Annotated in this window: 23 protein-coding genes; 3 read left to right on the forward strand and 20 right to left on the reverse strand. The window is 67.7% G+C overall.

What is annotated here, in order from left to right:
• Window positions 1-13 precede the first annotated feature (13 nt).
• Window positions 14-1024 carry an ABC transporter substrate-binding protein gene (locus tag AB0C30_RS34110; RefSeq protein WP_357952244.1) on the reverse strand — a complete coding sequence of 337 codons (1011 nt, stop codon included), beginning with the start codon at window positions 1022-1024 and terminating at the stop codon, window positions 14-16.
• A 130-nt stretch (window positions 1025-1154) separates the two neighbouring features.
• Between AB0C30_RS34110 and panD the strand changes: the two genes are divergently transcribed.
• Window positions 1155-1571 carry an aspartate 1-decarboxylase gene (panD, locus tag AB0C30_RS34115; RefSeq protein WP_357952245.1) on the forward strand — a complete coding sequence of 139 codons (417 nt, stop codon included), beginning with the start codon at window positions 1155-1157 and terminating at the stop codon, window positions 1569-1571.
• A 29-nt stretch (window positions 1572-1600) separates the two neighbouring features.
• Here panD and ugpC read toward each other — a convergent pair whose 3' ends face one another.
• From ugpC to AB0C30_RS34145, 6 genes are all read right to left on the reverse strand, one after another.
• A complete protein-coding gene (gene ugpC / locus AB0C30_RS34120) occupies window positions 1601-2710 on the reverse strand; it encodes a sn-glycerol-3-phosphate ABC transporter ATP-binding protein UgpC (RefSeq protein WP_357952246.1) in 1110 nt (369 codons plus the stop codon).
• A 15-nt stretch (window positions 2711-2725) separates the two neighbouring features.
• Window positions 2726-3739 (reverse strand): NAD(P)-dependent alcohol dehydrogenase, encoded by a 1014-nt coding sequence (locus tag AB0C30_RS34125; protein WP_357952247.1) that lies wholly within the window; start codon window positions 3737-3739, stop codon window positions 2726-2728.
• 8 nt (window positions 3740-3747) lie between these two features.
• Complete coding sequence (locus AB0C30_RS34130; RefSeq protein WP_357952248.1) at window positions 3748-4692, reverse strand: carbohydrate ABC transporter permease; 945 nt, start codon at window positions 4690-4692, stop codon at window positions 3748-3750.
• Complete coding sequence (locus AB0C30_RS34135) at window positions 4689-5624, reverse strand: sugar ABC transporter permease (protein ID WP_357952249.1); 936 nt, start codon at window positions 5622-5624, stop codon at window positions 4689-4691. Before AB0C30_RS34135 ends, AB0C30_RS34130 begins: the two co-directional genes overlap by 4 nt.
• Window positions 5625-7037: an extracellular solute-binding protein gene (locus tag AB0C30_RS34140; protein WP_357952250.1), complete on the reverse strand. Its 1413-nt coding sequence runs from the start codon at window positions 7035-7037 to the stop codon at window positions 5625-5627. It lies immediately after the preceding gene.
• A gap of 189 nt (window positions 7038-7226) precedes the next feature.
• Entirely contained in the window at window positions 7227-8714 is a 1488-nt protein-coding gene (locus AB0C30_RS34145; RefSeq protein WP_357952251.1) for a mannitol dehydrogenase family protein, read from the reverse strand.
• A 139-nt stretch (window positions 8715-8853) separates the two neighbouring features.
• Here AB0C30_RS34145 and AB0C30_RS34150 point away from each other — a divergent pair, with 139 nt between their 5' ends.
• Window positions 8854-9072, forward strand: coding sequence for a hypothetical protein (locus tag AB0C30_RS34150; protein ID WP_357952252.1), 219 nt, complete (start codon window positions 8854-8856; stop codon window positions 9070-9072).
• A 346-nt stretch (window positions 9073-9418) separates the two neighbouring features.
• Here the strand turns inward: AB0C30_RS34150 and AB0C30_RS34155 are convergent, their stop codons facing one another.
• The 3 genes from AB0C30_RS34155 to AB0C30_RS34165 form a co-directional block, all read right to left on the reverse strand.
• Complete coding sequence (locus tag AB0C30_RS34155) at window positions 9419-9649, reverse strand: hypothetical protein (RefSeq protein ID WP_357952253.1); 231 nt, start codon at window positions 9647-9649, stop codon at window positions 9419-9421.
• A gap of 82 nt (window positions 9650-9731) precedes the next feature.
• A complete protein-coding gene (locus AB0C30_RS34160; protein WP_357952254.1) occupies window positions 9732-10859 on the reverse strand; it encodes an inorganic phosphate transporter in 1128 nt (375 codons plus the stop codon).
• Window positions 10860-10998: 139 nt separating this feature from the next.
• On the reverse strand, window positions 10999-12453 hold the full coding sequence (locus AB0C30_RS34165; protein ID WP_357952255.1) for an alkaline phosphatase PhoX: 1455 nt from the start codon (window positions 12451-12453) through the stop codon (window positions 10999-11001).
• Window positions 12454-12655: 202 nt separating this feature from the next.
• Here AB0C30_RS34165 and AB0C30_RS34170 point away from each other — a divergent pair, with 202 nt between their 5' ends.
• Window positions 12656-13855 (forward strand): esterase-like activity of phytase family protein, encoded by a 1200-nt coding sequence (locus tag AB0C30_RS34170; protein WP_357952256.1) that lies wholly within the window; start codon window positions 12656-12658, stop codon window positions 13853-13855.
• A gap of 48 nt (window positions 13856-13903) precedes the next feature.
• Here AB0C30_RS34170 and AB0C30_RS34175 read toward each other — a convergent pair whose 3' ends face one another.
• The 10 genes from AB0C30_RS34175 to AB0C30_RS34220 all read right to left on the reverse strand — a co-directional run bounded on the left by AB0C30_RS34175 (window position 13904) and on the right by AB0C30_RS34220 (window position 23771).
• Window positions 13904-14995, reverse strand: a complete 1092-nt coding sequence (locus AB0C30_RS34175; RefSeq protein ID WP_357952257.1) for a hypothetical protein — start codon at window positions 14993-14995, stop codon at window positions 13904-13906.
• On the reverse strand, window positions 14992-15333 hold the full coding sequence (locus AB0C30_RS34180; RefSeq protein ID WP_357952258.1) for a hypothetical protein: 342 nt from the start codon (window positions 15331-15333) through the stop codon (window positions 14992-14994). The genes AB0C30_RS34175 and AB0C30_RS34180 overlap by 4 nt, the downstream gene beginning before the upstream one ends.
• A 73-nt stretch (window positions 15334-15406) precedes the next feature.
• A complete protein-coding gene (locus AB0C30_RS34185) occupies window positions 15407-15778 on the reverse strand; it encodes a YbaB/EbfC family nucleoid-associated protein (protein WP_357952259.1) in 372 nt (123 codons plus the stop codon).
• Between the two features lie 236 nt (window positions 15779-16014).
• Window positions 16015-17844, reverse strand: a complete 1830-nt coding sequence (locus tag AB0C30_RS34190; RefSeq protein WP_357952260.1) for a glycoside hydrolase family 15 protein — start codon at window positions 17842-17844, stop codon at window positions 16015-16017.
• A 58-nt stretch (window positions 17845-17902) separates the two neighbouring features.
• Window positions 17903-18505 (reverse strand): nucleoside-triphosphatase, encoded by a 603-nt coding sequence (locus AB0C30_RS34195; protein ID WP_357952261.1) that lies wholly within the window; start codon window positions 18503-18505, stop codon window positions 17903-17905.
• A complete protein-coding gene (locus tag AB0C30_RS34200) occupies window positions 18498-19289 on the reverse strand; it encodes a caspase family protein (RefSeq protein ID WP_357952262.1) in 792 nt (263 codons plus the stop codon). The genes AB0C30_RS34195 and AB0C30_RS34200 overlap by 8 nt, the downstream gene beginning before the upstream one ends.
• Window positions 19286-20191, reverse strand: a complete 906-nt coding sequence (locus AB0C30_RS34205) for a hypothetical protein (RefSeq protein WP_357952263.1) — start codon at window positions 20189-20191, stop codon at window positions 19286-19288. The genes AB0C30_RS34200 and AB0C30_RS34205 overlap by 4 nt, the downstream gene beginning before the upstream one ends.
• Window positions 20188-20802, reverse strand: coding sequence for a hypothetical protein (locus AB0C30_RS34210; RefSeq protein ID WP_357952264.1), 615 nt, complete (start codon window positions 20800-20802; stop codon window positions 20188-20190). Before AB0C30_RS34210 ends, AB0C30_RS34205 begins: the two co-directional genes overlap by 4 nt.
• 4 nt (window positions 20803-20806) lie before the next feature.
• A complete protein-coding gene (locus AB0C30_RS34215) occupies window positions 20807-21058 on the reverse strand; it encodes an SWIM zinc finger family protein (RefSeq protein WP_357952265.1) in 252 nt (83 codons plus the stop codon).
• A gap of 1 nt (window position 21059) precedes the next feature.
• Window positions 21060-23771 (reverse strand): tetratricopeptide repeat protein, encoded by a 2712-nt coding sequence (locus tag AB0C30_RS34220; protein ID WP_357952266.1) that lies wholly within the window; start codon window positions 23769-23771, stop codon window positions 21060-21062.
• Window positions 23772-23911: the final 140 nt, after the last annotated feature.

Consider the following 23911-nt stretch of genomic DNA (forward strand, 5'->3'; position numbering starts at 1 on the left):
GGGTGAGGACCGGTCAGGTGACGTTGGACAGGTCGGTGATCGCGGTCGACGGCTTCATGTCGGCCGCGTTCGCCAGCTGGGGCACGAGCACGTCGAGCGCGTAGAGCAGCGCGTCCGGCCCGCTGTACGACAACGCGCCCCCGAGCGGAGTGGAGAAGTCCGTATAAATGGTCCGATCGGTCTTGACCACGTTCAGCCGGGAGAAGACCGGCGAGGAGGTCATCTTCGCCTTGGTCGAGCCGTTGACGAACAGCACGTCCTTGTCGAGCAGGTCCAGCCGCTCCTCGCTGATGTCGCCGCTCTGGCTCTGGGCGGCGAAGCCGAGCGCGTCGAACAGCGCCCGCCGCGGGTCGCGGCCCGGGATCAGGTAGTGCTGCCCGTTCTCGGGCCCGTAGTCCACCACCAGAACCTTCCCGGCGAACTCGGGATGCGCCTGCTTCGCCGCGGCGATCTTGCCGTTGACCTTGTCGACGAGCGCCTGCGCCTGCGCGGACTTGCCCAGTGCCTTGCCCGTGGTGAGCGTCTGGACGTCCCACGGCGTCTGCTCGTCCGGATACGCGCTGGACTGAACCACCGTCGGGGCGATCTGCGAGAGCTTGTCGTACGTCTGCTTGTTGATCGTCTCGTAGATCGCGATGATCAGGTCGGGCCGCTGCTTGATGATGGCCTCGAAGTTGATCTCCGCCGAGAACGTGGGCAACGGCTTGCCGCCCAGCGCCGCCTTGACCCAGGGATAGGTGAGGTATTCCTCGAACCACTCCCGCGTGCTCACCGGCACGACGCCGAGGGCGAGGGCGTAGTCCTGGTCGTTCCACCCGACGGTGACCACCCGGGTGGGCCGCGACTTGATCGTGGTGGACCCGAACTTGTGGTCGATGGACACAGGGAAGGCCGGATCGGCCGCCGCCATGGCCTTCGGGGCCGGCGCGGGGCTCGAACACGAGATCAGCGAACTCACCATGAGGACGCACGCCACGGCGATCGCCGCGGCTCGCCAGGGACGGATGGTGCCGGGAGGAGTCATCTGAGTTCCTTGTCTCTGTGCCCTCCGGCGCCTCGGTCACCGCTGGCCGGGGGGTTGCACAGGCGGGAGTCGATGGGTGTACTTAGGATAGCATTACCTAACTTTTACCGACTCTTCGGAGGGCATGGACATGCAGCGCACCCTGCTCGGCGGAAAGATCCACAGGGCCACCGTGACCCAGGCCGACCTGCACTACGTCGGCTCGATCACGATCGACAGAGTCCTCATGGACGCGGCCGACCTCGTCGAGGGCGAGCAGGTCCACGTCGTCGACATCACCAATGGCTCCCGGCTGACGACCTACGTCATCGAAGGGCCGGCGGGTTCGGGGGTGATCGGTATCAACGGCGCGGCCGCCCACCTCGTGTCCCCGGATGACCTCGTCATCATCATGAGCTATCGGCAGGTGGACGAGAGCGAGGTCAAGTCGTACGTCCCGTCCGTCGTCCACGTCGACGGGCGCAACCGGATCGTCGACCTCGGATCCGACCCGTCCGCCCCGGTGCCGGGCGCGACCGACCAGAAGTCCGGCTCGACGGTCGGCTGACCGCCCGGCGACCTCGGGCGAGCCTCCGGTCAGGCGGGCAGCCGCCGGCCGGTGGCCGGGGAGAAGAGGCGTTCCTTGCCCGGCAGGATGCGCAGCCGGACCCGTTCGCCCTTGGCCGGGGGCATGTTGGGGTCGACGCGGGCGATGACGGTCTGTCCGAGGCGGATCGGGTCGGTCGTGTCGGCGTACTGGCCGTAGAGGAAGGCGTCCGAGCCGAGTTCCTCCACGACGGTGACGGTGACCGGGAAGCTGCCCGGCGTGCCCTCGCCCACCACCTCGACGCCCTCCGGCCGGAAGCCCAGGATGACGCGGTCGCCGCCCTCCTCCTTGAGCGCCTGGATCGTCTCGCGGCTCAGCCGCACCCGCGTGTCGTCCAGGATCGCCTCGTCGCCCTCGACCGGGTACTCGGCGAGGTTCATCGACGGCGAGCCGATGAAGCCGGCCACGAAGACGTTGGCCGGGTGCTGATACAGCCGCAACGGCGTGTCGACCTGCTGGAGCACGCCGTCCTTGAGTACGGCGACCCGGTCGCCCATCGTCATGGCCTCGACCTGGTCGTGGGTCACGTAGACGGTCGTCACGCCGAGCCTGCGCTGCAGGGCGGCGATCTGGGTGCGCGTCTGCACCCGGAGCTTGGCGTCCAGGTTGGACAGCGGCTCGTCCATGAGGAACACCTTCGGCTCGCGGACGATCGCCCGGCCCATCGCCACGCGTTGCCGCTGCCCGCCGGAGAGCGCCTTGGGCTTGCGGTCGAGGAACTCGGTCAGGTCCAGCAGGCCTGCGGCCTCCTTGACCCGGCGGTCGATCTCCTCCTTGGGCGCCTTCATCACCCGCAGAGCGAAGCCCATGTTGTCGGCCACCGACATGTGCGGATAAAGCGCGTAATTCTGGAACACCATGGCGATGTCCCGGTCACGCGGCGCCAGGTGGGTGACGTCCCGGTCGCCGATGGAGATGCGCCCGCCGTCGACCCGTTCCAGCCCGGCGAGCATGCGCAGCGACGTTGACTTCCCGCACCCCGACGGACCGACCAGGACCAGGAACTCACCGTCATGGATGTCGAGGTCGAGCGCGTCGACCGCGGGCCGCTCGGTTCCGGGATAGACCCTGGTCGCCTCGTCGTAAAGAACTCTGGACATGATCTCCCCTAAAACTCACTCCTGCGGCCGGACGACGGCTTTGACCAGCTCGGGGTCACGGGCGCCGGCCGTGAGCGCCTGCTCGACCTCGGCCAAGCCGTAATGGCCGGTCACCAGCGCGTCCAGCTGGACCCGGCCGGCGGCGGCCAACGCGATGGCCGCCGGCCAGGTGCCGGCGTAGCGGAACGTGCCCGTCACTTCCAGCTCGCGGGTCTGTACGTGGGCCAGCGGCAGCGGGATCTCGTCCCCGCCCATGCCGACGAGGACGACCCGCCCGGCCCGTCCGACGGCGCGGATGGCCGGCCCTATCGCGGCCGGCTGACCCGAGCATTCGAGCAGCACGTCGGGCTCGAACCCGGCGTCGGACAGCGGGTTCTCGCGCACGTCGAGGATCTCGCTCGCGCCCAGGTCGCGGGCCACCCTGAGCCGTACGGGGTTCACGTCGGTGACCAGGACGTCGGTGGCGCCGAAGGCCAGGGCGGTCTGCATGCACAGCAGCCCGACCGGGCCGGCGCCGGTGACCAGCACGCGGGCGCCCGGCTGGACCCGGGCCTTGCGGCAGGCCCACACGCCCACCGACAGCGGCTCGATCAGCGCGGCGGCGTCATCGGACAGGCTGTCGGGGACGGGGTAGGCGAACTCCTCGCGCACGACGACGTACTCACAGAAGGCGCCGTCGATCGGCGGGGTGCCGAAGAACCGCATCCGCGGGCAGAGGTTGTACCGGCCGGCCCGGCATTGCCGGCAGGTGAAGTCCGGCATGCCCGGCTCCACCGAGACGCGCCGCCCCACCAGCTCGCGGCCGACGCCCGGCCCGCTGACGACCACGGTGCCGGACGGCTCGTGACCCAGGACCAGCGGCGATTCCACCACGAAGTCGCCGATGCGGCCGTGCTCGTAGTAGTGCACGTCCGAGCCGCATGTGCCGACCGACGCGACCCGTACCAGCACCTCCCGGGGACCGGGCTCGGGCCGGGGGCGCTCCTCCAGCAGGATCTTGCCGATGCCGTGCAGTACGGCCGCGCGCATAGCCTCACCTACTCCCCGGTGATGGCGCCGAGGGTGAGTCCGGTGACCAGCCAGCGGCGCACGGCGAGCCCGGCGAGCATCATCGGCACGACCACGATCGTGCCGATCGCGGTGAGCTGCCCCCAGTCGATGCCCGTCTGCGTGACCAGCTGGGAGGCGGCGATGGGCAGCGTCTGGGAGTTCGGCCCGGAGAAGACCACGGCGAAGGCGTAGTCGTTCCAGGCGAAGACCAGGCACAGGATGAACGTGGTGACCAGCCCCGACTTGGTCAGCGGCAGGATGACCATCCAGAAGGCCTGCCAGCGGGAGCAGCCCGCGACCAGCGCCGACTCCTCCAGCGACGAGGGCACCTCGGCGAAGAACGCGCTCATCAGCCAGATGGCGAAGGGCAGGTTGAAGGTCAGGTAGGCCAGGATCAGCCCGGGAATCGAGTCGATCAGGCCGAGTCCGCGGAAGATGAGGAACAGCGGCACCACGACCGCCGCGATAGGCGCCATACGGGTGGAGATGATCCAGAAGGCCAGGTGTTTCTTTCCGCGCATGTGGGTGCGCGCCAGGCCGTACCCGGCCAGCGCGCCCAGGCCGACCGCGAGCAGCGCGGAGATCCCGGCGGCCAGCACGCTGTGCACGATGTACGGCCCGAGGTTGTTGGCACCGGTGAACAGGTGGCGATAGTTGTCCAAGGTCGGCGAGAAGAAGAACTGCGGCGTGGCCGCCGTCACGGCCTCGGCGTTCTTGAACGACGACATCAGCATCCAGATCAGGGGGACCAGCGTCCAGAGCAGCGCCAGCACGATGAGCAGCGTCACCAGCCACCGCGTACGCCGGCTGCTCTCCTCCAGCGGCGACTGGGCCTCGCCGCGCGGGGCGGCGGTGACCGGTGGCCGGGTGGCCTCGCCGGGAAGGGTCTCCGGAGGTATGGGCGCCGCCGGCGGTGTCATCGAGGTGCTCATCGGGTCAACCCCCTCACGTCCAGCAGCCGGACGAAGGTACGCGCGATGAAGATCGAGAAGGCCAGCATCGCCAGGCCGATGGCGGCGGCGTAGCCCAGGTCGAAGAAGCGGAACGCGGTCTCGTACAGCCGGACCGGCACGATCTTGGTCGCGTCGGCTGGGCCGCCGTTGGTGGTGACCCAGATGATGTCGAAGAAGCGGATGGCGTCCATGGAGCGGATCAGCAGCGCGACGAGCAGCACATTGGAGATCGCCGGGAAGAGGATGTAGCGCAGCGTCATCCAGCCCCGGGCGCCGTCGACGGCGGCGGCCTCCCGTACCGACTGCGGCACGCTGGACAGCCCGGCCAGGGTGATCAGGGCGATCAGCGGGGTCCACTCCCACACGTCCATGAGCACGACGGCGGCGAAGGCGCTGACCGGGGCGCCGAGGATGTCACCGGTGTACCCGAGCCCGCGCAGCACCCACGCGTAGAGCCCGAAGGTGGAGTCGGTGAGGTAGCGCCCCAGCAGGCCGACGATCGACGGCGCGGCGAACATCGGCAGCAACAGCAGGCCGAGCAGGATGTTACGGCCGCGCAGCACGCGGAACAGGCACAGGGCGATGCCGATCCCCAGGCCCATCTCCAGCCCCACGGTGAGCACGAAGAAGATGATCGTCCGCAGCCAGGACAGCCACATGTCCGCGTCGGTGAAGAAGCGCGCCCAGTTGTTGAGCCCCACCAGGTCGAGCTTCACCCCGCCCAGCAGCCGGACGTGGGAGAAGCTCATCGCGATCAGGGCGATGAACGGCACGATCGACAGCGCGGCCAGCAGCAGCAGGCCGGGGGCCATCATCCAGCCTTCGAAGCCGACCCGCGGCTCCTTGCGGCCTGCGCTCTTCGGCTGGGCCGAGCCAGGTACCGCCGCTGAGGTCTCCGCCGCGTGCGCCATCTAGGCCACCCACCCTCGTGCCACGATCCGGTCCACCCGGGATTTGATCGAACGCATCGCGTTCGCCGGTGACTCCGCCCCGCTGAGCATCGTGGACAGCTGGGTGAAGATCGCGGTGTTGCACTCGTTCCACATGGGGATCTTGGGTCGCAGGCCGATCCGCTCGGGCGTCCAGGCCTGCTGTACCGCGGCGGCCGTGAGCATGTTGGGCATCGACGACGGCCGCTTCTCGGCCGCGCGCACTTCCGGCATCTCATAGACGGATGTACGCGTGGGAGTGCCGCCACCGGCCTTGCTCTTGAGGTTGGCCAGCTGCGTCTCGGGGGAGGTGGCCCAGACGAGGAACAGCCAGGCGGCGCCGCGCTCGTTGGGCATCGTGTTCGCGCTGATCCCGACCCCGGTGCCGCCGTACATGTTGGCCGTGGCGACCGGCCCCTTGGGCAGCACCGCGTAGCCGACCTTGCCGGGCAGCACCTGCTCGTTGCTGGCCGCGAACTCATGCCAGTTCGGGCACATCGCCAGGCGGCCCGCGCGGAAGGCGGCGCCGACGCCGTCCCAGTCCCACGTCTTCGAGGCCGGGTCGGCGATGGACAGCAGCCGGTTGTAGAACTCCGCGCCCGCGATGGCGGCCTCGGAGTCGAGCCTGCACGGTCCCGGGTCCCGTGAGCCCAGACGGCCCACTTCCTTGCCGTGGTCGAAGTAGGCGCCGCCGTAGGACCACAGGACGTTGCTGAAGTCGTTCATGAGGGAGTCGTGCTGCCTGGCCTGGTGGCCGGTGCCGTACTTGACGTCCGAGGTGGCGTTCTTGTTGAACCACTGGGCGATCCGGAAGTACTCCTCCCAGGTCCGGTCTCCGCCCGGAGTGGGGTCGAACCCGAGGTCGTGGGCCATGCGGTCGTGGTACTTGGCGAACAGGTCCTGCCGGTACTGCCAGATCATCGTCGGCGCGTCATAGGGAAGGGCGTAGTAGGCCGCGGGATCGACGAACCGGCCGGCGGCGTCCATCTGGACGGGGATGAAGTCACCGATGCCGCCGGGCAGGCGGGGCAGGTTCGGGTCCGCCTCCAGCGTCCGCAGGTCCACCAGCCCGCGCTGGTACGGGGCGAGCACCTGGTAGGGGTCTGCGTAGATCACCTGGTACTGGGCCCGGCCCGAGGCCAGGTCCAGGGCGACCCGCTGGACCAGGGCGGTCAGCTCCAGCGTGACGATGTTGACGTTGATCCCGGTCAGATCGGTGAACGGCTTGGTGTTGGCGGCGATGGCGGCGGTGGGGGCGGTGTTCTCCGAGATGAAGTTCAGGGTGGCGCCCTGGAACTGGCGCCACTGGTCGGTCGTGCCGGCTCGCGCCACATCGCCGCGAGATCCACAAGCGCTCAGCCCGCCGCCGAGAGTCACCGCTGCGCCGGCGGCCATGGCTCCACGAAGAATGTCGCGCCTGCTCGGTTGAGGTGGATAGTTCACCGCCTCTTCACCCCCCGATACCGCATAAGAAAAGGGCGATGAGACCAGGTTTATCCCTTATCGACATTGTTTGAAAACTCATATGTGAGATTTTCGTAGAAAGAAGGGGATATTTTGGCTTTCGTGAGTTAAGTAAAATTGTCAGGTGCGGTGCTCCGCGAGCTCCCGAACCGTGGCGTGGGCGCCTTTGGCGCGCAGCGACTCCAGCGCGAGCAGATACGGCCGCACGAACCGCTCGTCATCGACGAGATCACCGAAGAGCTCCCGATTCGCGATGAACGCCGTAGGGTCCTGGCGCTGCGTCCGCGCGATGGCCGTCAGCCGATCCTTCAGCCGGTCGACGATCGCGATGGGTGCCCCCGATTCGTCGACGCCCTCGGCGTAACGCGCCCAGCTGGCCACCACGGCGGCCGCCCGGGTCACCGAACCGCCCTTGGCCAGCTGCTCGCGTACGACGGGAAGCAGCCACTTCGGGATCCGGTCCGACGACTCGGCGCACAGTCGGGCGAGCGTGTCCCGTACTTCGGAGTTGGAGAAACGCTCGATCAAGGTCCGCTTGTAGACGTCCAGATCGACGCCCGGCACCGGCCGCAGCGTGGGCGTGGCCTCGATGTCCATGTAGTCGAGCAGGAACGTCGCGATCGCCGGATCGGTCGCCGCCTCGTGGACGTAGTGGTGGCCGCTGAGGAAGCCGAAGTAGGCCAGCGCCTGGTGCCCGGCGTTGAGCAGGCGCAGCTTCATCAGCTCGTACGGCTCGACATCCGCGACGACCTGCACCCCCACCTCCTCGAACGGCGGCCGGCCACCGGGAAAACGCTCCTCCAGCACCCACTGCGTGAACGGCTCGCAGATGACCGGCCACTCGTCCCGCACCCCGAACCGCCGGGCCACGTCCTCGCGATCCTCGTCGGTGGTGGCCGGGGTGATGCGGTCGACCATGGAGTTGGGGAAGGCGACCTCGCGCTCCATCCAGGCGGCGAGCTCGGGGTCGGCGAGCCGGGCGAAGGCGGTGAAGGTACGGCGGGCCACGTCGCCGTTTCCCTGGATGTTGTCGCACGACATGACCGTGAACGGCGTCACGCCCCGAGCACGCCGCCGCCGCAGCGCCTCGGTGACCAGGCCGAACACCGTGGCCGGGACCGCACCGGGTGCCAGGTCCGCGCGGATGGCCGGGGACTCCGGGTCGAACTCACCGGTGACGGGATGGATGTTGTAGCCGCCTTCGGTGACGGTGAGGGACACGACGCGTACGGCCGGGTCGGCCAGCCTCTCGATGACCGCCTCCGGATCGTCGGGGGCGAAGAGATACTCGATGATCGACCCGATGACGCGGGCTTCGCGAGTACCGTCAGGGTGCTTCAGCACGAGCGTGTAGAGGCCGTCCTGCGCGGTCAACGCGTCCCGCATCCGGGCGTCGCCGGGCAGGACCCCGACCCCGCAGATCGCCCAGTCGAACGCCTTGCCCTCGTTCATCAGCCGGTCGAGGTACATCGCCTGATGCGCGCGATGGAATCCGCCGACCCCGAAGTGCACGATGCCGGTCGTGAGCCGCGACCGGTCGTAGGAGGGGACCGCCACCTGCTCCGACAGGCTCGTCACCGTCTCCTGCGTGAGCGTCGTCACCGCCATGAGTCCCCCTTCGGCCCTACGCTCAGCATGGCCAGCTCCACCGGCTTCAAACTCCTGACCTGCGTGTATGCCCGTGAGCGCCAGCCGCGGAGGCCTGGGCGGCTAGGTTGTCCTTGTCACGCGGATCTTTGGTGGAGGAATGATGTGGGAAGAGCAGTTCGCCACGCTTTCGGCCGTCGCCGCGCGCCAGAGCGGGCTGATCACGGAGGCGCAGGCCGGCCGGCTGGAGATCGACAAGCCAGCGCTGCTCCATTTCGCCGAGTCCGCGTTGCTGGTCGAGCTGGATTGGGCGGTCTACCAGCTCGCGTGGTCGGCCACGGGGCCGCGTTACGCTCCCAGCGGAAACTCTCCGGCATGATCGCCAGCCAGGCGGCCATCGGATAGGCGAGCGGTCGCAGTCGCTGCATGAGGACGCCGTCCTGTCGCACGAGTCGGCCTGCGGCCTGCACGGGCTGGGCGCCGAGCCGAGCCCATTGGTGACGTTCACCGTGCCGGAGGAGTTCGAGGGGCCCCGGGCGACGAAGATGCATGTCGCGTCGCTGAAGCCGGACGAGGTGAGCGTGGTCGAGGGGATCCCGGTGACGACCCCCGGCCGGACGATCGTGGATCTCGCCGCCGGCTGGGCCGAGCACGGCGAGCTGCGCCGCGTCCTCAGGGACGCCGTACAGAAGGACCTCGTGGACCTGCGCCGGATTCACGCGAGGTCAGTGGAACTGCGGGACGATCAGGTAGATGCCGTAGCCGACCACCGCCGCACAAGCGGCGAAGCACAGGACGGCGGCGGTCAGCGGGCCGGTGCCCGTGGCCTGCCGCTCCTCGGCTACCTGGCGGGCCGATATCGCCAGCACACCGAGGGAGAAGACGACCACGACGACGACGCTGACGGCCAGACTGACGACGAGGACTTGGCCGAGAGCGGCCCATTTGATGTCCATCACGATCCCCTCAGGCGGCGACCCGCTGCGGTTGGGCGGGGAGCTGGTTTCGGGCGGCACCCGCTGTGGCAGGGCAGCTGGTTCAGGCGGCGACCCGCTCTGGCTGGGCGGGCAGTTCGTTGACGTTGCCCGCGTGTACGGGCTCGCGGCGGCTGGCCGCGTACAGGCCGGCTGAGACGGCGATCGCGACCACCGCGGCGATGGTGACGCCGAGCGTGCCGGTGGTGGCCACGGCGGCGGCCACTCCGCCCACCGCGGCCGCCGCGGGCAGGGTGAGCAGCCAGGCCAGTGCCATCCGGCCGGCCAGGCCCCAGCGCACCTGGGCCAGGCGCCGGCCCAGGCCGGTGCCGAGGATGGCGCCGGAGACCACCTGCGTGGTGGACAGCGCGAAGCCCAGGTGGGAGGAGGCCAGGATGACCGTGGTCGCGCTCGCCTCGGCGGCGAAGCCCTGCGGGGACTCGATCTCGGTGAGGCCCTTGCCCATGGTACGGATGATGCGCCAGCCACCCAGATAGGTGCCCAGGCCGATGGTCAGCCCGGCGGCGGCGATCACCCAGACGGGCGGGCCGGAGCCGGAGGCGAGCGCGCCGGTCGAGATCAGCGTCAGGGTGATGACGCCCATGGTCTTCTGCGCGTCGTTGGTGCCGTGAGCCAGCGACACCAGCGACGCGGAGGCGATCTGACCGAAGCGGAAGGTGCTGGTCACCGACTCGTGCCGGGCGCGGGCGGTGATCGTGTACGCCAGGTAGGTGGCGGTCATGGCCACGAACCCGGCGATCAGCGGCGAGGCCAGCGCCGGGATGAGGATCTTCTGCAGCACCGTGTCGAAATGGACGCCGCGCATCCCGGCCCCGACCCAGACCGCGCCGATCAGGCCCCCGAACAGCGCGTGCGAGGAGCTGGACGGCAGCCCGAACAGCCAGGTGAGCAGGTTCCACAGGATCGCGCCGATCAGCCCGGCGAACACCATCGGCGGTGTCACCAGCTTGTCGTCCACGATCCCGCCAGAGATCGTCTTGGCGACTTCCACTGACAGGAAGGCGCCCACGATGTTCAGTACGCCCGAGATCGCCACCGCCACCTTGGGCCGTAGCGCGCCGGTCGCGATGGAGGTGGCCATCGCGTTGGCCGTGTCGTGGAAACCGTTGGTGAAGTCGAAGGCCAGCGCCGTGATGATCACCACGACGACCAGGAACGTCACGTGCTCCATGTCGTTGTCCCCATCGTCTCGCCGTAACCCGGACGTTAGGCGCACGTGGTGAACCGGCCGTGAATTCCCAGCGGAGACCGGATAACGAACTCCGGTCTCCGCGCCACGGCCGAGCCGGTCCAGCCGGCGTCGGACTGGGTCAGTCGGCGTTGGAGGGACGGCGCCACGGGCCGGTGATCGCCAGGACGTGGCCGGGGCTCTGGATGTTGGCGAACAGGATCCGGCCGTCCGCGCTGAAGTTGGGGCCGGTGAACTCGCTGTCGTTGAGTTCGTTGCGCGCCATCGGGTACGCCTTGCCCTGCGCGGTGACGCCCACCAGGTGCTGGATGCCCTCTCCGTCCTCGGCGAGGATCACTCCTCCGTACGGCGAGACGGTGATGTTGTCCGGGCCGTCGTAGTTCGTGTCCTGGGTGGGGTCGGGGTTGACGCCGAAGATGGTCTTCAGCGTGACCGTCTGGTGGTGCGGGTCGTAGAACCACACCTGGCCGTCGTGCTCGTTGACGCTGCCGTCGGTGTGGCGGGCGTAGCTCGCGACGAAATAGGCGCCGCCATCCGCCCACCAGGCGCCCTCCAGCTTGCGGCTGCGGGTGATCTGGTCGTTGGGGAGCTGGGTGCGTACGGACTGGACGAGCGCGTCGCGTTCGGGCACCTCCACCCACCGGACCTGGTAGCGGGTGCCGGGGGAGGTGGCCTCCGACAGGTCGGCGACGTGCGTGCCGTCGCGATAGCAGCTCAGCGCCTCCAGCTTGCCCGCGGTCGCGCCGCCGTCGGAGAGGGCCAGCTCCCGCAGCGCGCCCTTGCCGCCGTGGAACCGCTTCGGCGGCGTCCAGCGGTAGTACAGCCCGTTCGGGCCGGACGCGTCCTCGGTCAGGTAGATCGCCGACGTCTTCGGGTCGACGGCGACGGCCTCGTGCGAGTAACGGCCGAGGAACTTCAGCGGCACCGGGTCCTGGTTGGCCTTCCGGTCGAACGGGTCGACCTCGAACGCGTACCCGTGGTCCTTCTGGAAGGCGCCACCGGCCCGCTGCTCGGTCTCCTCGCAGGTCAGCCAGGTGTTCCAGGGGGTCTTGCCGCCCGCGCAGTTGTTGTGCGTGCCGGCCAGGCTGACGTATTCGCGGATCCGTACGCCGTGCGCGTCCACGTCGATGTTGGTGGTGCCACCGCCCGCGCCCGGATCATAGGTGAGGCCAGGCAACGCGGGCACCCGGTACGGCTCGCTGCCGCCGATCTCGTGGTTGTTGACCAGCGTGGCGCCGCCCTTGCCACGGCCGAGCTCTGCGTCCGCTTCGTCGCCGTCAACCCCGATGCCCTTGCCACGGGTGAAGCTCGCCGTCCCGTCCGCGTCGCTCGGCGTCGGCTCGCCGCTCTCCAGCAGCGTCACCCCCGCCTCCGCGACGATCCGGTACGAGAACCCGGCGGGCAGGGCCAGCACCCCGGCCGGATCGGCGACCAGCGGGCCGTAGCCGAGCGGGGGCCGCGTGGCCGCGAACGCGGCGGGCCCGGCGATCGCCTCGATGCTGCCGGCGAACACTATGCCGAGGCCACCGGCGGCGCTGCGGCCGAGGAAGGAACGGCGAGAGACAGGTGCGGACATGGGACATCGCCTCCAACGTTGACGTCTGCAGGAGCCGACCCAATTGCGTCGCGGGAACGGGCGGCACCCCGCACTCCGTCCTTATGGTGAACGTTCGAGGAAGAACCGGCACCTGGATCGATCATCTTGATCGCCCGAAAGTGAATGATTCGTACGCACTGTGTTTGGAACCACGTCATGTGACACTCCTAGCGTGCCGGTCATGAAACACATCTCCCTCGCGGTGGGCGCGGCCCTGCTGGCCGTGAGCCTCGCCCCCACGACCGGTCCCGCGTCCTACGCCGCCGCACAGGACGGCGCGCGGGACAACACGGGCCGCGCCACGCTGACCGGGTTCGCCGCGCTCCCGGCGCAGACCTTCGTACCCGGCAGCGAGCCCTCCGGCTCCCAGATCGGCACCACCCCGATCAACGGCGTCACGCCGCCCTTCGCCGGCCAGCCGGTCCAGGGGTTCAGCGGCATCGTCCGGCGCGGCGACGGCAGCTTCGACGTGCTGTCCGACAACGGGTACGGCGGCAAGAACAACAGCGCCGACTTCCTGCTGCGCGTGCACCGGGTCAGGCCGGACTTCAAAGCGGGCACCGTACGGGTGCTGGGCGGGTTCAACCTGTCAGACCCGCGCGGCCGGGTCTCGTGGCCGCTGACCAGGGCGGACCGGGTGCTCACCGGCGCCGACTTCGACGTGGAGTCGATCGTCCGGGCGGCGGACGGCACGTACTGGATCGGCGACGAGTTCGGCCCGTTCCTGCTGCACTTCTCGGCCACCGGCACGCTGCTGGAGGCGCCGATCGAGCTGCCCGGCGTCAAGGCGCCGGAGAACCCGACCCTCAACGGCGCGACGCCGAACCTGGCCGGCAGCAAGGGCTTCGAGGGCATGGCCCGTTCCGCCGACGGCCGGTGGCTCTACCCGCTGCTGGAGGGCACGGTCAGCGGAGACCCGGCGGGCACGCTGCGGCTGAACGAGTTCGACGTCCGGAAGCGGGCGTACACCGGCAAGCGCTGGACGTACAAGCTGGACAGCCCGACCAACGCGATCGGCGACGCCATCGCGGTGGACGAGCACCGCTTCCTCATCATCGAGCGGGACAACGAGCAGGGCGACGCGGCCAAGCTCAAGCGCGTCTACCTGGCCGACACCCGCGACCGTGACCACGACGGCGCGCTGGACAAGACGCTCGCCGCCGACCTCCTGGACCTGGCCAACCCGAAGGGCCTGGGCGGGTTCGGCGAGACCTTCCGCTTCCCGTTCCAGACCATCGAGGATGTCGTGATCCTCGATGACCGCACGCTCGGCATCCTCAACGACAACAACTTCCCGTTCTCGTCCGGACGGACGGCCGGGCAGCCGGACAACGACGAGTTCATCACTGTCCGCCTGCCGTTCCGCCTGCACGCCCGCTGACGAAGAGGGGCGGGCCGAACCGCCCGCCCCACCGTCGTCAGGGGGCTCTCAGGTGAAGTCGAGGGGCCCGTCGTTGAAGAGCTTGAACGGTCCACCCATGATCGCCTGCTTCCACCCATCGTCGTGTTCGCGCAGGTGGCGCTGGTAACTGGAGCCGTATCCGCCGTCGAGGTAGGTCTCGCGGGCCGCCTGCTCGTGGCCCAGCTGACTCCCCATCCGGTACGCCTCCTGGTTGGCCGCCTGCTCCTCCTTGTCCCTGGCGGCGCTGTACTCGGCGAAGTTCGTGCCGACCGGACTGTTGCCCCACCGGTCCTTGGCCATGTGAACCTGGCGCACGAACTCCCCGGCGAGCGCCTCGGAGCTGGCCGTTTCGGCTCCGCCGATGCGGATGACGTTGAGCTGCCGGTTGTAGTCGGACCACTGGATGTTCTGGCCGCTCTGGTACAGCGTGGTGATGCCGTGCTCCCTGGCGTAGGCCAGCGCCTCCCGCCCTGCGGGGGTCTCATTCAGGACCCGCTCGGTGTCCTCCTGCGCCTGCGAGTTGTTGTCCCACGGCTTGAGCGTCAGCGTGTTGACTCCGGCCAGGGCCGTCTGCGCGCCCGGGATGATCATGAGACGAGCCAGCATGTGTCTCGCCAGCTGGAGAGACGTGACCGCGCCCCTGGCGATGTTGCGCTCCACCTGGCCGAGAGCCAGGGCGAGGGCCTTGCGCGTCTCCATGATCCGCCGCCTGCCGAACAGCGCCCCCAGCACCGGACCGAGCTGGAAGCCGCGGATGAGCGAGATCAGGAGCACCAGGAGAGTGATGACGAGCAGGTATTTCCACGCGGTCTTGAACACCACGAGGGCGGTGGTCCCGGCGCCGACCAGCGCGGTGGCCACCGAACCGTCGTCCATCCGCCTCGACTCGAGGCTGTACTCGTTCTCGAAGACGTTGATGTCGCCGCTGTAGTTGCCGGCCGCCCGCACGTGCGCGGCGGCGGGATCCGCCTGCGCCTTGCCGTCCTTGGCGGCGGAGGCGAGATCCAGCCAGGAGCCGGCCCCCTGGAGGCGCGACATGTCATCGGATTTCGGCCAGGGAGCGTCGGCCGCGACGAAACCGTGCACCGCACGCAGGGCGGGCGGCAACTCCCAGGTCACAGCGCCTCGATCGGGGGAGTCGTCCGGCCCGCGGCCGCCGTGCTGGCCTGCTCGGCCTGGGTGAGGTTCGCCTCCGACAGGGCGTGCTTGGACGCGATGCCACGCAGGCGCTCGGCGGTGCCGCCGAACGCGCCGCGCACCAGGTCGACCAGCCCCGAGAACTCGGCGTCGAACTGGGCGCCGGGCCGGTCGGGGCCGTCGGTGGCCGCCGCTCGCCCGGCGCCGTGGAGCGAGCCCCACATGGACTGCTCCAACTGGTCGGCGGTGTCCGCGAACCGGCTCGCCGAGACGAGCCGGCTGCCGAAGACGACCCGCAGCTCGCCGTTCCTGTCTTCCACTCGTGTCACCATCGCTCCGCTAGTAACTCGTGTCACCCGCTCCGCCAGGGATCCGGTCGTACGCGTGCGCTCATCAGGTCGGCCGCATCAGCCGGTCCAGCCTCATGGTCAGCTCGTTGGCGACGCTGAGGATCTCGTTCATGTTGCCGTGGGCGTCGGCCTTGATGTCCTGAAGCAGGGCGTTCAGCTCGGGCGTCTCCTGCTTCAGGGCGTCGGGGATGGCCGCCGCCGCGCGTTCCTGGGCGGCGGCTCGCCCCTGGCTGAACGCCACCCTGATCGCGGCGGCCAGCTCGTACGATGACAGCCGCATCGCCCTCGGGTCGATCACGAGCCCGACCAGGTCGCTGGTGCCGTCGACCTCCGCCTTGACGAGGCCGTTCGCCGCCACGCCGGTCTCCCGCAGGGCGGCGAACCGGTCAAGGAAGTCCGAGGACTCGTCGTTCATCTGGGGGGTCTCCAAGCAGCGCGGTGTGGTCAGCGCCTCTGGTGGCGCAGCCAAGATCCTAGGAGGCGGCCTCGGTGCTCTCGGTCAATGATCATCAGAGTTCATCGACGGTTAACCACGCGTTCTGGCCGGTCGGAGGTGGACCGGTTTCTTCCTCCCCCCTCCGTGCTGGCCGGGGTTCCTAGCGGGGGATACCCCCTTCGGGGAGCGGAAGACCCGGCGTGGACCTCATGGAGCTAGCCGAGGGCGTGGTCGAGGTTGAAGGCGGCGCTGATGAGGGCCAGGTGGGTGATCGCCTGCGGGAAGTTGCCGAGTTGCTCGCCGGTGTGGCCGATCTCTTCCGCGTACAGCCCCAGGTGGTTGGCGTAGGTGAGCATCTTCTCGAAGGCCAGGCGGGCTTCGTCGACGCGGCCGGCGCGGGCCAGGGCCTCGACGTACCAGAACGAGCAGATCGAGAACGTGCCTTCCGGCCCCTCCAGACCGTCCGGGCTGGCTTCGGGGTCGTAGCGGTACACCAGCGAGTCGGAGACCAGCCCGCTGCCGAGGGCGTCGAGGGTGGACAGCCACTTGGGATCGGTGGGGGAGACGAACTTGGCCAGCGGCATCATCAGGATGGACGCGTCCAGGACGTCGTCGTCGAAGTGCTGGACGAACGCCTGCAGCGAGGTCGACCAGCCATGCTTCATGATCTGGTGGTAGATCGTGTCGCGGGCCCGCCGCCAGCGCGGTATGTCGGCGGGGAGCCCTCGATGGGCGGCCATGCGCATGGCGCGTTCGATGGCCACCCAGCACATCAGCCGTGAGTAGACGAAGTCCTTGCGCCCGCCGCGGGTCTCCCAGATGCCTTCGTCGGGTTGGTCCCAGTTCTCGCAGACCCAGTCAATTAGCGTGCAGACCTGCTCCCAGCGGTCGCTGGAGATGGGGTTGCCCCATTTGTTGTAGAGGTAAATGGAGTCGAGGAGCGCTCCATAGATGTCCAGCTGGAGTTGGTTGACGGCGGCGTTGCCCACGCGTACCGGCGCGGATCCCCGGTAGCCCTCCAGGTGGTTCAGCTCGGATTCGGGCAGTTCGCTGCGTCCGTCGATGCCGTACATGATCTGCAGCGGGCCGGTACTGCCGGCACCGGTGAGCGGGACGTGCGTGGACAGGAAGCCCATGAAGGCTTCGGCCTCCTCGGTGAAGCCGAGCCTGAGCAGCGCGTACACGCAGAACGCGGCGTCGCGTACCCATACGTAGCGGTAGTCCCAGTTACGTCCGCCCTTGACCTGCTCGGGCAGGCTGGTCGTGGGCGCGGCGACGATCCCGCCGGTCGGCGCGTAAGTGAGCAGCTTCAGCGTGAGGGCCGAACGGTGGACGACCTCACGCCACCTGCCCCGGTAGCGGGAGGCGGACAGCCACTTCCGCCAATACCGCACCGTGGCGGCGAACTGCTCCTCCGCCTCCGCGATCGGGCAGGGTCGTGGGGTGATCCCGTCGCCGATCCGGTCGAGGGCGAACACCGCGTGCTCGCCCTCCTTGAGCTCGAAGCTCGCCCAGGCGTCCCGTCCGTCGGTTTCGATGGGCACGCTGGCGGACAGCGCGAGGGACAGGGACTCCGACTCGAACGTCGTCCGGGACCCGTGCTGGTGGACCGTGTGGGGTTGCCTGGCGTAGTCGAACCGGGGGGCCACCCGGGCGCGGAACGGGAGGGCTCCACGGACGCAGGCCACCCGGCGGATCACCCGGTGCCGGTCCACATCGTCGGAGTCATCCTCGACCGGCATGAAGTCCTGGATCTCGCCCACCCCGTCGACGGCGAAGAAGCGGGTGATCAGGACATTGGTGTCGGGGAAGTAGAACTGCTTGGTCTTCGCCAGAGTGTCGGCGTACAGCTCGAACGACCCACCCTTGTCGGCGTCCAGGATCGAGGCGAACACGCTCGGGGCGTCGAAGCTGGGGCAGCAGTACCAGTCGATCGTGCCGTTGGTGCCCACGAGCGCGACCGTGCGCAGGTCGCCGATCAACCCGTGCTCTCCGATCGGCAGGTACCGCGAGTCCTCGGGGTAGCCGCCTGGTCCAGCCGTCATATCTGTTCCCTGCCACGATTCGGGGAAAATATGCAGGTCAGAGCAGCTCGACGCGCGGTCAGGCCGCCGACGGTGGTGGGGGCATGCCGTACGAAGCGCTCATGGTCAGGACCCGCTTCTCCAGATAGAGACACATCATCTCTGTCACGGTGTCTCTGTTCTGCGGCGTGAGGTGGAATGTCTCCACCGCTTCATGTTCCTTCAGGACATCGACCCACGGCTCTGCGGGGGACATCACCGTGCCCAGGATGAGGCACGGGCTTTCGAGCATATCGAGTACGACCTGCCGAAACGCCGCCGAGTACAGTTGCATGGGGCCGATCTCGTCCACCAGCACGATTCCCCCTGGATTGTTCGACAGGGAGGCACGCAGGGCGGGCACGGCGACACCGTCCAGGAATTCGAGGTCCACGCCATACTTGAGCCGTCCATGGCTGAGCAGTCGCCCCACGCGCATATCACTGTCCGAATCAATGGACGCGAGCCGGCCTGACCGGCCGTCCAGCATCTCGATCTCGAAGCCCACGCGCTTACCGTCTATTCGCCGCTCGGTGGCGAAGAATCCGACGACGCTCTTGGGGGCCAGTCTGGTCACGACGTTTCTCAGGGCCGTCGTCTTGCCGACCTTTTTGACGCCAGTAAAGAGCAGTGCCCTACCCATGATCGCTCCCCGGAATGAGTAGCCGCGGCAAACCGGCGCCCTTGAGGTCGCCCCAGAGAACCGGGTTCTGGCGGCCATTGCTATAGTCACGCACTTGATGGAAAACCAGGTCGTACAGACTGGCCAGACCGATGACGTTCGTCGCCCCCGGACTGCGTAGCTGTTCGAGCAGGTAGTAGGAGAACACGCCGTGCCCGAGGGTGCCGTCTTCCCGCGCGACTTCGTCGTCGGCACAGGCCGACAGGAAGATCGTGCCTGAACCGAGCGGTAGGTTTTCCAGCCGGATCCGCGGTCTGTGAGTTCGGCGCTGCTCCGCCAGCAGCGGCCCGGTTATCCCACGCCCATCGGAGTAGCCGGAAAAACAGGCATCGAGGATGAAGACCACGAGGCGCGCATTGAGCCGGCTGGCCAACCGGGCCAGATCTGTATGCACCTCGATGGCGCTCGAAAGCAACGCATGCCGCTGGGTGTCATGGCAGACCAAGAAGCGTGACACTTTATCGACCCCGGGATGAATTTCGGGGGAGCCATGCCCGGCGAAGAAGATCAGCACCGCGTCACGGCGGTCGACGATCTGTGCCAGTCGTACCCCGATAAGGTCGATGATGCCCGATCGGGTTGCCTGACCGTCCACGAGTGGATGCACCTGCACGCTGGACGCGTATAACGCCTGCCCGAACAATTCGGCAAAGGCGAGCGCATCCGCTCGTGCGTATGACAGGTCGGGGATCGTTATATCGGCATACTTGTTCACGCCGATGAGCACCGCATGAAGCCGGGTCATTCGTGACCCCCTGCCGAGCGGTGTTCGAGGTAGTCACGCAGAGCCTCTGCTGCCAGCAAGTCGCCGTAGCCCAGGAGCGCAGCCCCATCGGGGACGGGATATGAGTAAGCAGCGTGGAGCTTGGAGCGGGAGACCGCCAGCTGGTGATACTTCGAGCCGTCACGGAGGCGAACGACAGCCAAGGACGTCACTTTCAGCAGCGCGTCGGCCGTGTCGGACAGCATCGTCACTGACTGATTCTCGCCCTGATGCCCCAGCCCCAGCATGCGTCGCGCGGTGTTGGCTTCGGTGACCACTCCGTCCAGGCCGCCCAGAATCTCCGCGACCTCGGTCAGCGCGTCGAAGAGCCGATAGAAGTCGTGCGGCACCACATCGAGCACCACGAGGGCGCCACTTCGCCTGGCCTCGGCGACAGCCCCGACGACCGCCGCGAACCGTGGTACGGAGCGGGACCGAAGACAAAGCCCCGAGATCCAGATGAGATCCCATGGCCCGGATTCGCCGGCGCGCACGAAGTCGCTCGACAAGGCGTCATTGGCACTTACCGAGGACGTGAACATGTGGCGCGCACCGGACGCGTCGTAGGCGACGAGGGTACGAGCCGTGGGAGCCGTGGTACTGCGCTGGACCCGGCACTCGAACGGCGCCGCGGCCAGCGCATCGCCGATGATCTCGCCGGCGGCATCCTCGCCTACTGAGCCGACGACCGTAGGTGAGAGCCCGAACTGTACGGCCCGTCTGGCGAATTGGTAAGCCGTGCCACCTACCTGGTCGGCTATGGGGCCACGCGCCAACAGTTCGCCAGAGGCGGCGACGCGGGACCAGGTTTTCGGCAGCCAGGTCTCCACGACGGTATCCAGACACAGGTCGCCCATGACGAGCACCCGAGGCGGGTCGTTCACCGCTCTGTTCCCGTGGGCATGTCGAGGATGTGGCCGTGATTGAGCTTGTCCCGGTAGTAATCACGTAGCTGTGGATGGCGTGCCAGGTCGACCGCCACCGGCAGCAGATTCGCTACTTTTATCCCGTCTCCAGCAATGGCACCGGCTTTGGCCGGACTATTGGTCAGCAGGCGAATGGACGTCACCCGCAGGTCGTACAGAATGGCGGTCGCCTGCTCGTAGTGCCGCTGATCGTCGCCGTAGCCCAACCTCCGGTACGCCTCGGTTTGCGGGATGCCCTCCTCGGCGGACAGTTGAGTGGCCAGCATCAGCGCGAAATGCCCATTGGCTCGTCCCTCCTGATCGAGCCAGATCACGACCCCCTTCCCGTGCTCCTGGATCGTCGCCTGCGAGGTGGCCATCTGCTCGCGGCAGTCGCATTCGATGCTGTTGAACACGTGGGCGGAAATGCAGGCCGAGTGGACCCGGCACGGCACTTCCTCCTGGCCGCTCACCTCGCCGTGGACCAGGGCGACGCTCTCCGCGACCCCGTCGTAGTAGAGAATCTCCCGCCAGCTGCCGAATTTGGTCGCCAGCGGGCGCTCAGCGAGTCTGACGATCGCTCTTGGCATGCCGCTACTCCAGATTGTCGGGCAGTTGTAGACCGGCCTGTTTCCGCAATATCAAACTCAGGGCCATGACATGGCTGCAGGTGGCGTGCACTGCGAAGAAGTCGCACGTGCACGACCAGGAGCCGGCCTCGAAGCTGATATGCCGCTCATCGTGTTCGGATCGCATGGTGACCTGTAGCGAGTCAAGGCAGAACCTGTCCTGCTCCCGGGCGTAACGCTCCGCCTTCTGCCACTTGGCGGCGACCGCCGCTGTCATATCAGGCATTGTTTTCCGTTTCTTCATGGGTTTCCAGCCAATTCTGGATCTCCGTGGTAAGTCCGATCCGCAGGACACGGCTCTCCGTCAGAGCGCCCCGCGCTTTGTGTCGGGCGCTTTCACGAGCGCTGTTGGCCCAGTCGAGGAGCGCTTGGCCGAACTGAGCGTGTACCAGCCACACCTGATCACCGAGTGTCTCGGAGATCTGCCGGCTCTCGGTGAACAGCCTTTCCGCGTCGGCCGTCCGGCCGGTCTCGAGAGCGAGTTTGGCCATTTGGAACAGCGTCGCCTGCTCCATCACCGGATCTCCGGCCAACTGCTCCAAGTGCAGCGCCTCCTCGTACAGAGTCCGGGCGGAGTCGGTCCGGTGCGCGGCGTGTTCTATTCGCGCCCGCTCATGGATGGTTTTGGCCAGGGCTCCGTCATGACCGGCGCGGAGTCGGTTTTCGTATACGCGGGTGAACAGCTCCCGCGCCTCATCCAGCCGGTCTTTGCGATAAAGGATCTTGGCGATTTGGTGATCGATGTCAGAGATCGCCTCTTCGTCGTCGGCCAGCCGGCGCGCATCCCGATAGACGGTCTCCGCCTGATCGAAATCGCCCATCCGATAATGCACTTGGCCTACCCCGCGAAGTGCCTGCAGCCTGAGACCGTGGGCGTCCGCCTCCTTCGCCAGCAACGCGGCCTGCGTGTACGCGTCTTCCGCGTTCGTGAAAGCGGCAAGCCGATATTCCACCAGCCCACGGACGATGAGGAAGGCCGCCTGACGCATGTGATCACCGAACCGGGACGCGGACCGGATGGCGGCGTCAAGCAGGTCGAGAGCCAAGGGCCAAGGCCCTCTGCGGATCAACGGGAGGTCCCGGTGGCCCACCACCGTTTCGCAGTAGCTCAGGATGTCTTGCCAGAGCCCCAGATCTTCGGCGACGCGCAGCGCTCTGCGGATGTTGCCCGACTCGTCGGCGGGATAGTTGCCCTCGTTCGCCAATTCCAGCTGTTGGGCGAGTTGCGATCTTATGAGGTCACTCATCTTCTCTTGGGAAAGCCCCGCGTGCCGGCGTCGCAGATGGGCGACGAGGAGCGAATGCATGACGCAGCGCGTGCCGCCGCCCGGCTGGTCGTGGCGGTCGATCAACGCGGCGCCATGAAGCTCGTTGAGCGCCGCGTCGAGCCGGGATCTCGTGGTGGGGGTGAGCTCACGGCCGCCCATCGCCACATGCCGCCATGCTGATTCTTCGGCTCCGTCCTCGAAGACGGCCCAAGCGTCGAGGAGGTCGCGCACCGCGGGAGTGCGCTCCTCCAGAAGAGTGATCACCCTGCCGAGCATCTCGCTGTTGACCGCGAGCGGCCCGCCGCCGCTCAGCCTCAGGAGATCGCCCCGCATCTCCGTCCAGCGTTGTCCGAGCTGCAGGAGAGACGCTGTGTACTCGATGGTCTTCGGATGCCCGAAACACAGCCGAGAGGCTTCGGCAACGTGCTCATCCGCGCCCACCAGCCTCCTCGCCCTCTCGGTTCCGCCCAGACAGGCGACCATGAGTTCGCGGGACGCGTCCTGCGGCAATCCGGTCACGGTGATCCAATTCGCACCGATGATGCTCTGCAGCTCGGCGCGATAGGAGTAGGAAATGAGCACGGCACGTCCGCCGAGGCTGGTGTCCCATGAGCTCAGCAGCGCTATGACCTCGGCGAGGACGGATTCGGGCGCCTCATCGATGTCATCGAAGATGAGGAGGAAGCGGCCGCGCGAGAGTCGCATGGCGACTTCTTCGGGCCGCATGGTGCCTTCCCCTTTCGGCCAGCCCAATACCTCGGCGAGATCGGATGCCGCGAAGCTGCCCCGTAGCGAGAAGTAACCGATGCCGCCACGAAATCGCCAGCCATAGCGATTGGCCATTGTCTGTACTATGGTCGTCTTTCCGTTTCCGGTGATTCCGACAAGGCCGATGTAAGGGCTTCCTCTGTCTTCGTCGAAGAGCCGGTGATAGAGGGCGAGCAGTTCGTCGGCTCGATCGACGACCGCGCGGTGCTGCGTCGGCACGTTCGCCGGCGGATTGCAGGCGAAATAGGTGGGACGTCCGCTGGTCGGCATGGCGTCGAAAGCGGGAGCGCTTTCCCGTGGCCCGCGGACTCGAATGGGATCCGCCGTATTTCTCAGCGGAATGCGGCGAAGCACGGCTTGCGAGGCGCTGTTGACCACCTGGCTGAGCGGAGTCCTGGTGAAAAGGAGTCCGTAGATTTCCTCGATGGCGCGCAGGGCGTCACGCCTGCTGATGCTGCCGGCCACGGAGATGGTGGTCAGGTTGCGATTGGCCAGCGCGAGCCGGTCGGCGAGGCTCTCGGTCGAGCAGCCGTTCAGGACGAGCAGACACTGCTGACGGTTGGGAAACGCGTCGGCGAACTCGTCTTCGCCCACCAAGATCGCCGTGCCGTCATCGTCTTCGAACTCGATTCCGCCGCCACTATGAGCGGCCACGTGAACAATGTCGAACTTATCGCTGGCCAGCGCGCGCCTAAGGCGGCCGATGGTCGGCGGCATTAGGCGGAGGATGTCCACTTCCGCCCCCGCTTCCTCCACGGCGGCAGTGACGTGCGCAAGCTCGGTTTCCGGGTGAAGCCGCCCAGGGTCGTTGATAGGCGACGGCGTGACCAGGAGCAGTCGTATCGGTGCAGTGCTCGCCGCCAGGGCCTCGATCAATGTTACGGGCGTCGTCACGCTCGCCTCCCGGCATGAGGGGAAGCCCTAAATTATGCAACTGCTCGCTTAGTCTAGACGGAAACTTCGATCAGAACACCGGCAATCTTTTGATGGACACCGTGCTCCGTTGAACGCGAAGGATGTGTGCTTCATCGCGC

The sequence above is a fragment of the Nonomuraea sp. NPDC048901 genome (assembly GCF_040649695.1).
GTDB lineage: Bacteria > Actinomycetota > Actinomycetes > Streptosporangiales > Streptosporangiaceae > Nonomuraea.

What these genes read in the sequence shown, in the direction of transcription:
- AB0C30_RS34110 (WP_357952244.1), bottom strand. Translation starts at nt 1,024, where the DNA reads ATGACTCCTCCCGGCACCATCCGTCCCTGGCGAGCCGCGGCGATCGCC.
- panD (WP_357952245.1), top strand. Translation starts at nt 1,155, where the DNA reads ATGCAGCGCACCCTGCTCGGCGGAAAGATCCACAGGGCCACCGTGACC.
- ugpC (WP_357952246.1), bottom strand. Translation starts at nt 2,710, where the DNA reads ATGTCCAGAGTTCTTTACGACGAGGCGACCAGGGTCTATCCCGGAACC.
- AB0C30_RS34125 (WP_357952247.1), bottom strand. Translation starts at nt 3,739, where the DNA reads ATGCGCGCGGCCGTACTGCACGGCATCGGCAAGATCCTGCTGGAGGAG.
- AB0C30_RS34130 (WP_357952248.1), bottom strand. Translation starts at nt 4,692, where the DNA reads ATGAGCACCTCGATGACACCGCCGGCGGCGCCCATACCTCCGGAGACC.
- AB0C30_RS34135 (WP_357952249.1), bottom strand. Translation starts at nt 5,624, where the DNA reads ATGGCGCACGCGGCGGAGACCTCAGCGGCGGTACCTGGCTCGGCCCAG.
- AB0C30_RS34140 (WP_357952250.1), bottom strand. Translation starts at nt 7,037, where the DNA reads ATGGCCGCCGGCGCAGCGGTGACTCTCGGCGGCGGGCTGAGCGCTTGT.
- AB0C30_RS34145 (WP_357952251.1), bottom strand. Translation starts at nt 8,714, where the DNA reads ATGGCGGTGACGACGCTCACGCAGGAGACGGTGACGAGCCTGTCGGAG.
- AB0C30_RS34150 (WP_357952252.1), top strand. Translation starts at nt 8,854, where the DNA reads ATGATGTGGGAAGAGCAGTTCGCCACGCTTTCGGCCGTCGCCGCGCGC.
- AB0C30_RS34155 (WP_357952253.1), bottom strand. Translation starts at nt 9,649, where the DNA reads ATGGACATCAAATGGGCCGCTCTCGGCCAAGTCCTCGTCGTCAGTCTG.
- AB0C30_RS34160 (WP_357952254.1), bottom strand. Translation starts at nt 10,859, where the DNA reads ATGGAGCACGTGACGTTCCTGGTCGTCGTGGTGATCATCACGGCGCTG.
- AB0C30_RS34165 (WP_357952255.1), bottom strand. Translation starts at nt 12,453, where the DNA reads ATGTCCGCACCTGTCTCTCGCCGTTCCTTCCTCGGCCGCAGCGCCGCC.
- AB0C30_RS34170 (WP_357952256.1), top strand. Translation starts at nt 12,656, where the DNA reads ATGAAACACATCTCCCTCGCGGTGGGCGCGGCCCTGCTGGCCGTGAGC.
- AB0C30_RS34185 (WP_357952259.1), bottom strand. Translation starts at nt 15,778, where the DNA reads ATGAACGACGAGTCCTCGGACTTCCTTGACCGGTTCGCCGCCCTGCGG.
- AB0C30_RS34190 (WP_357952260.1), bottom strand. Translation starts at nt 17,844, where the DNA reads ATGACGGCTGGACCAGGCGGCTACCCCGAGGACTCGCGGTACCTGCCG.
- AB0C30_RS34195 (WP_357952261.1), bottom strand. Translation starts at nt 18,505, where the DNA reads ATGGGTAGGGCACTGCTCTTTACTGGCGTCAAAAAGGTCGGCAAGACG.
- AB0C30_RS34200 (WP_357952262.1), bottom strand. Translation starts at nt 19,289, where the DNA reads ATGACCCGGCTTCATGCGGTGCTCATCGGCGTGAACAAGTATGCCGAT.
- AB0C30_RS34210 (WP_357952264.1), bottom strand. Translation starts at nt 20,802, where the DNA reads ATGCCAAGAGCGATCGTCAGACTCGCTGAGCGCCCGCTGGCGACCAAA.
- AB0C30_RS34215 (WP_357952265.1), bottom strand. Translation starts at nt 21,058, where the DNA reads ATGACAGCGGCGGTCGCCGCCAAGTGGCAGAAGGCGGAGCGTTACGCC.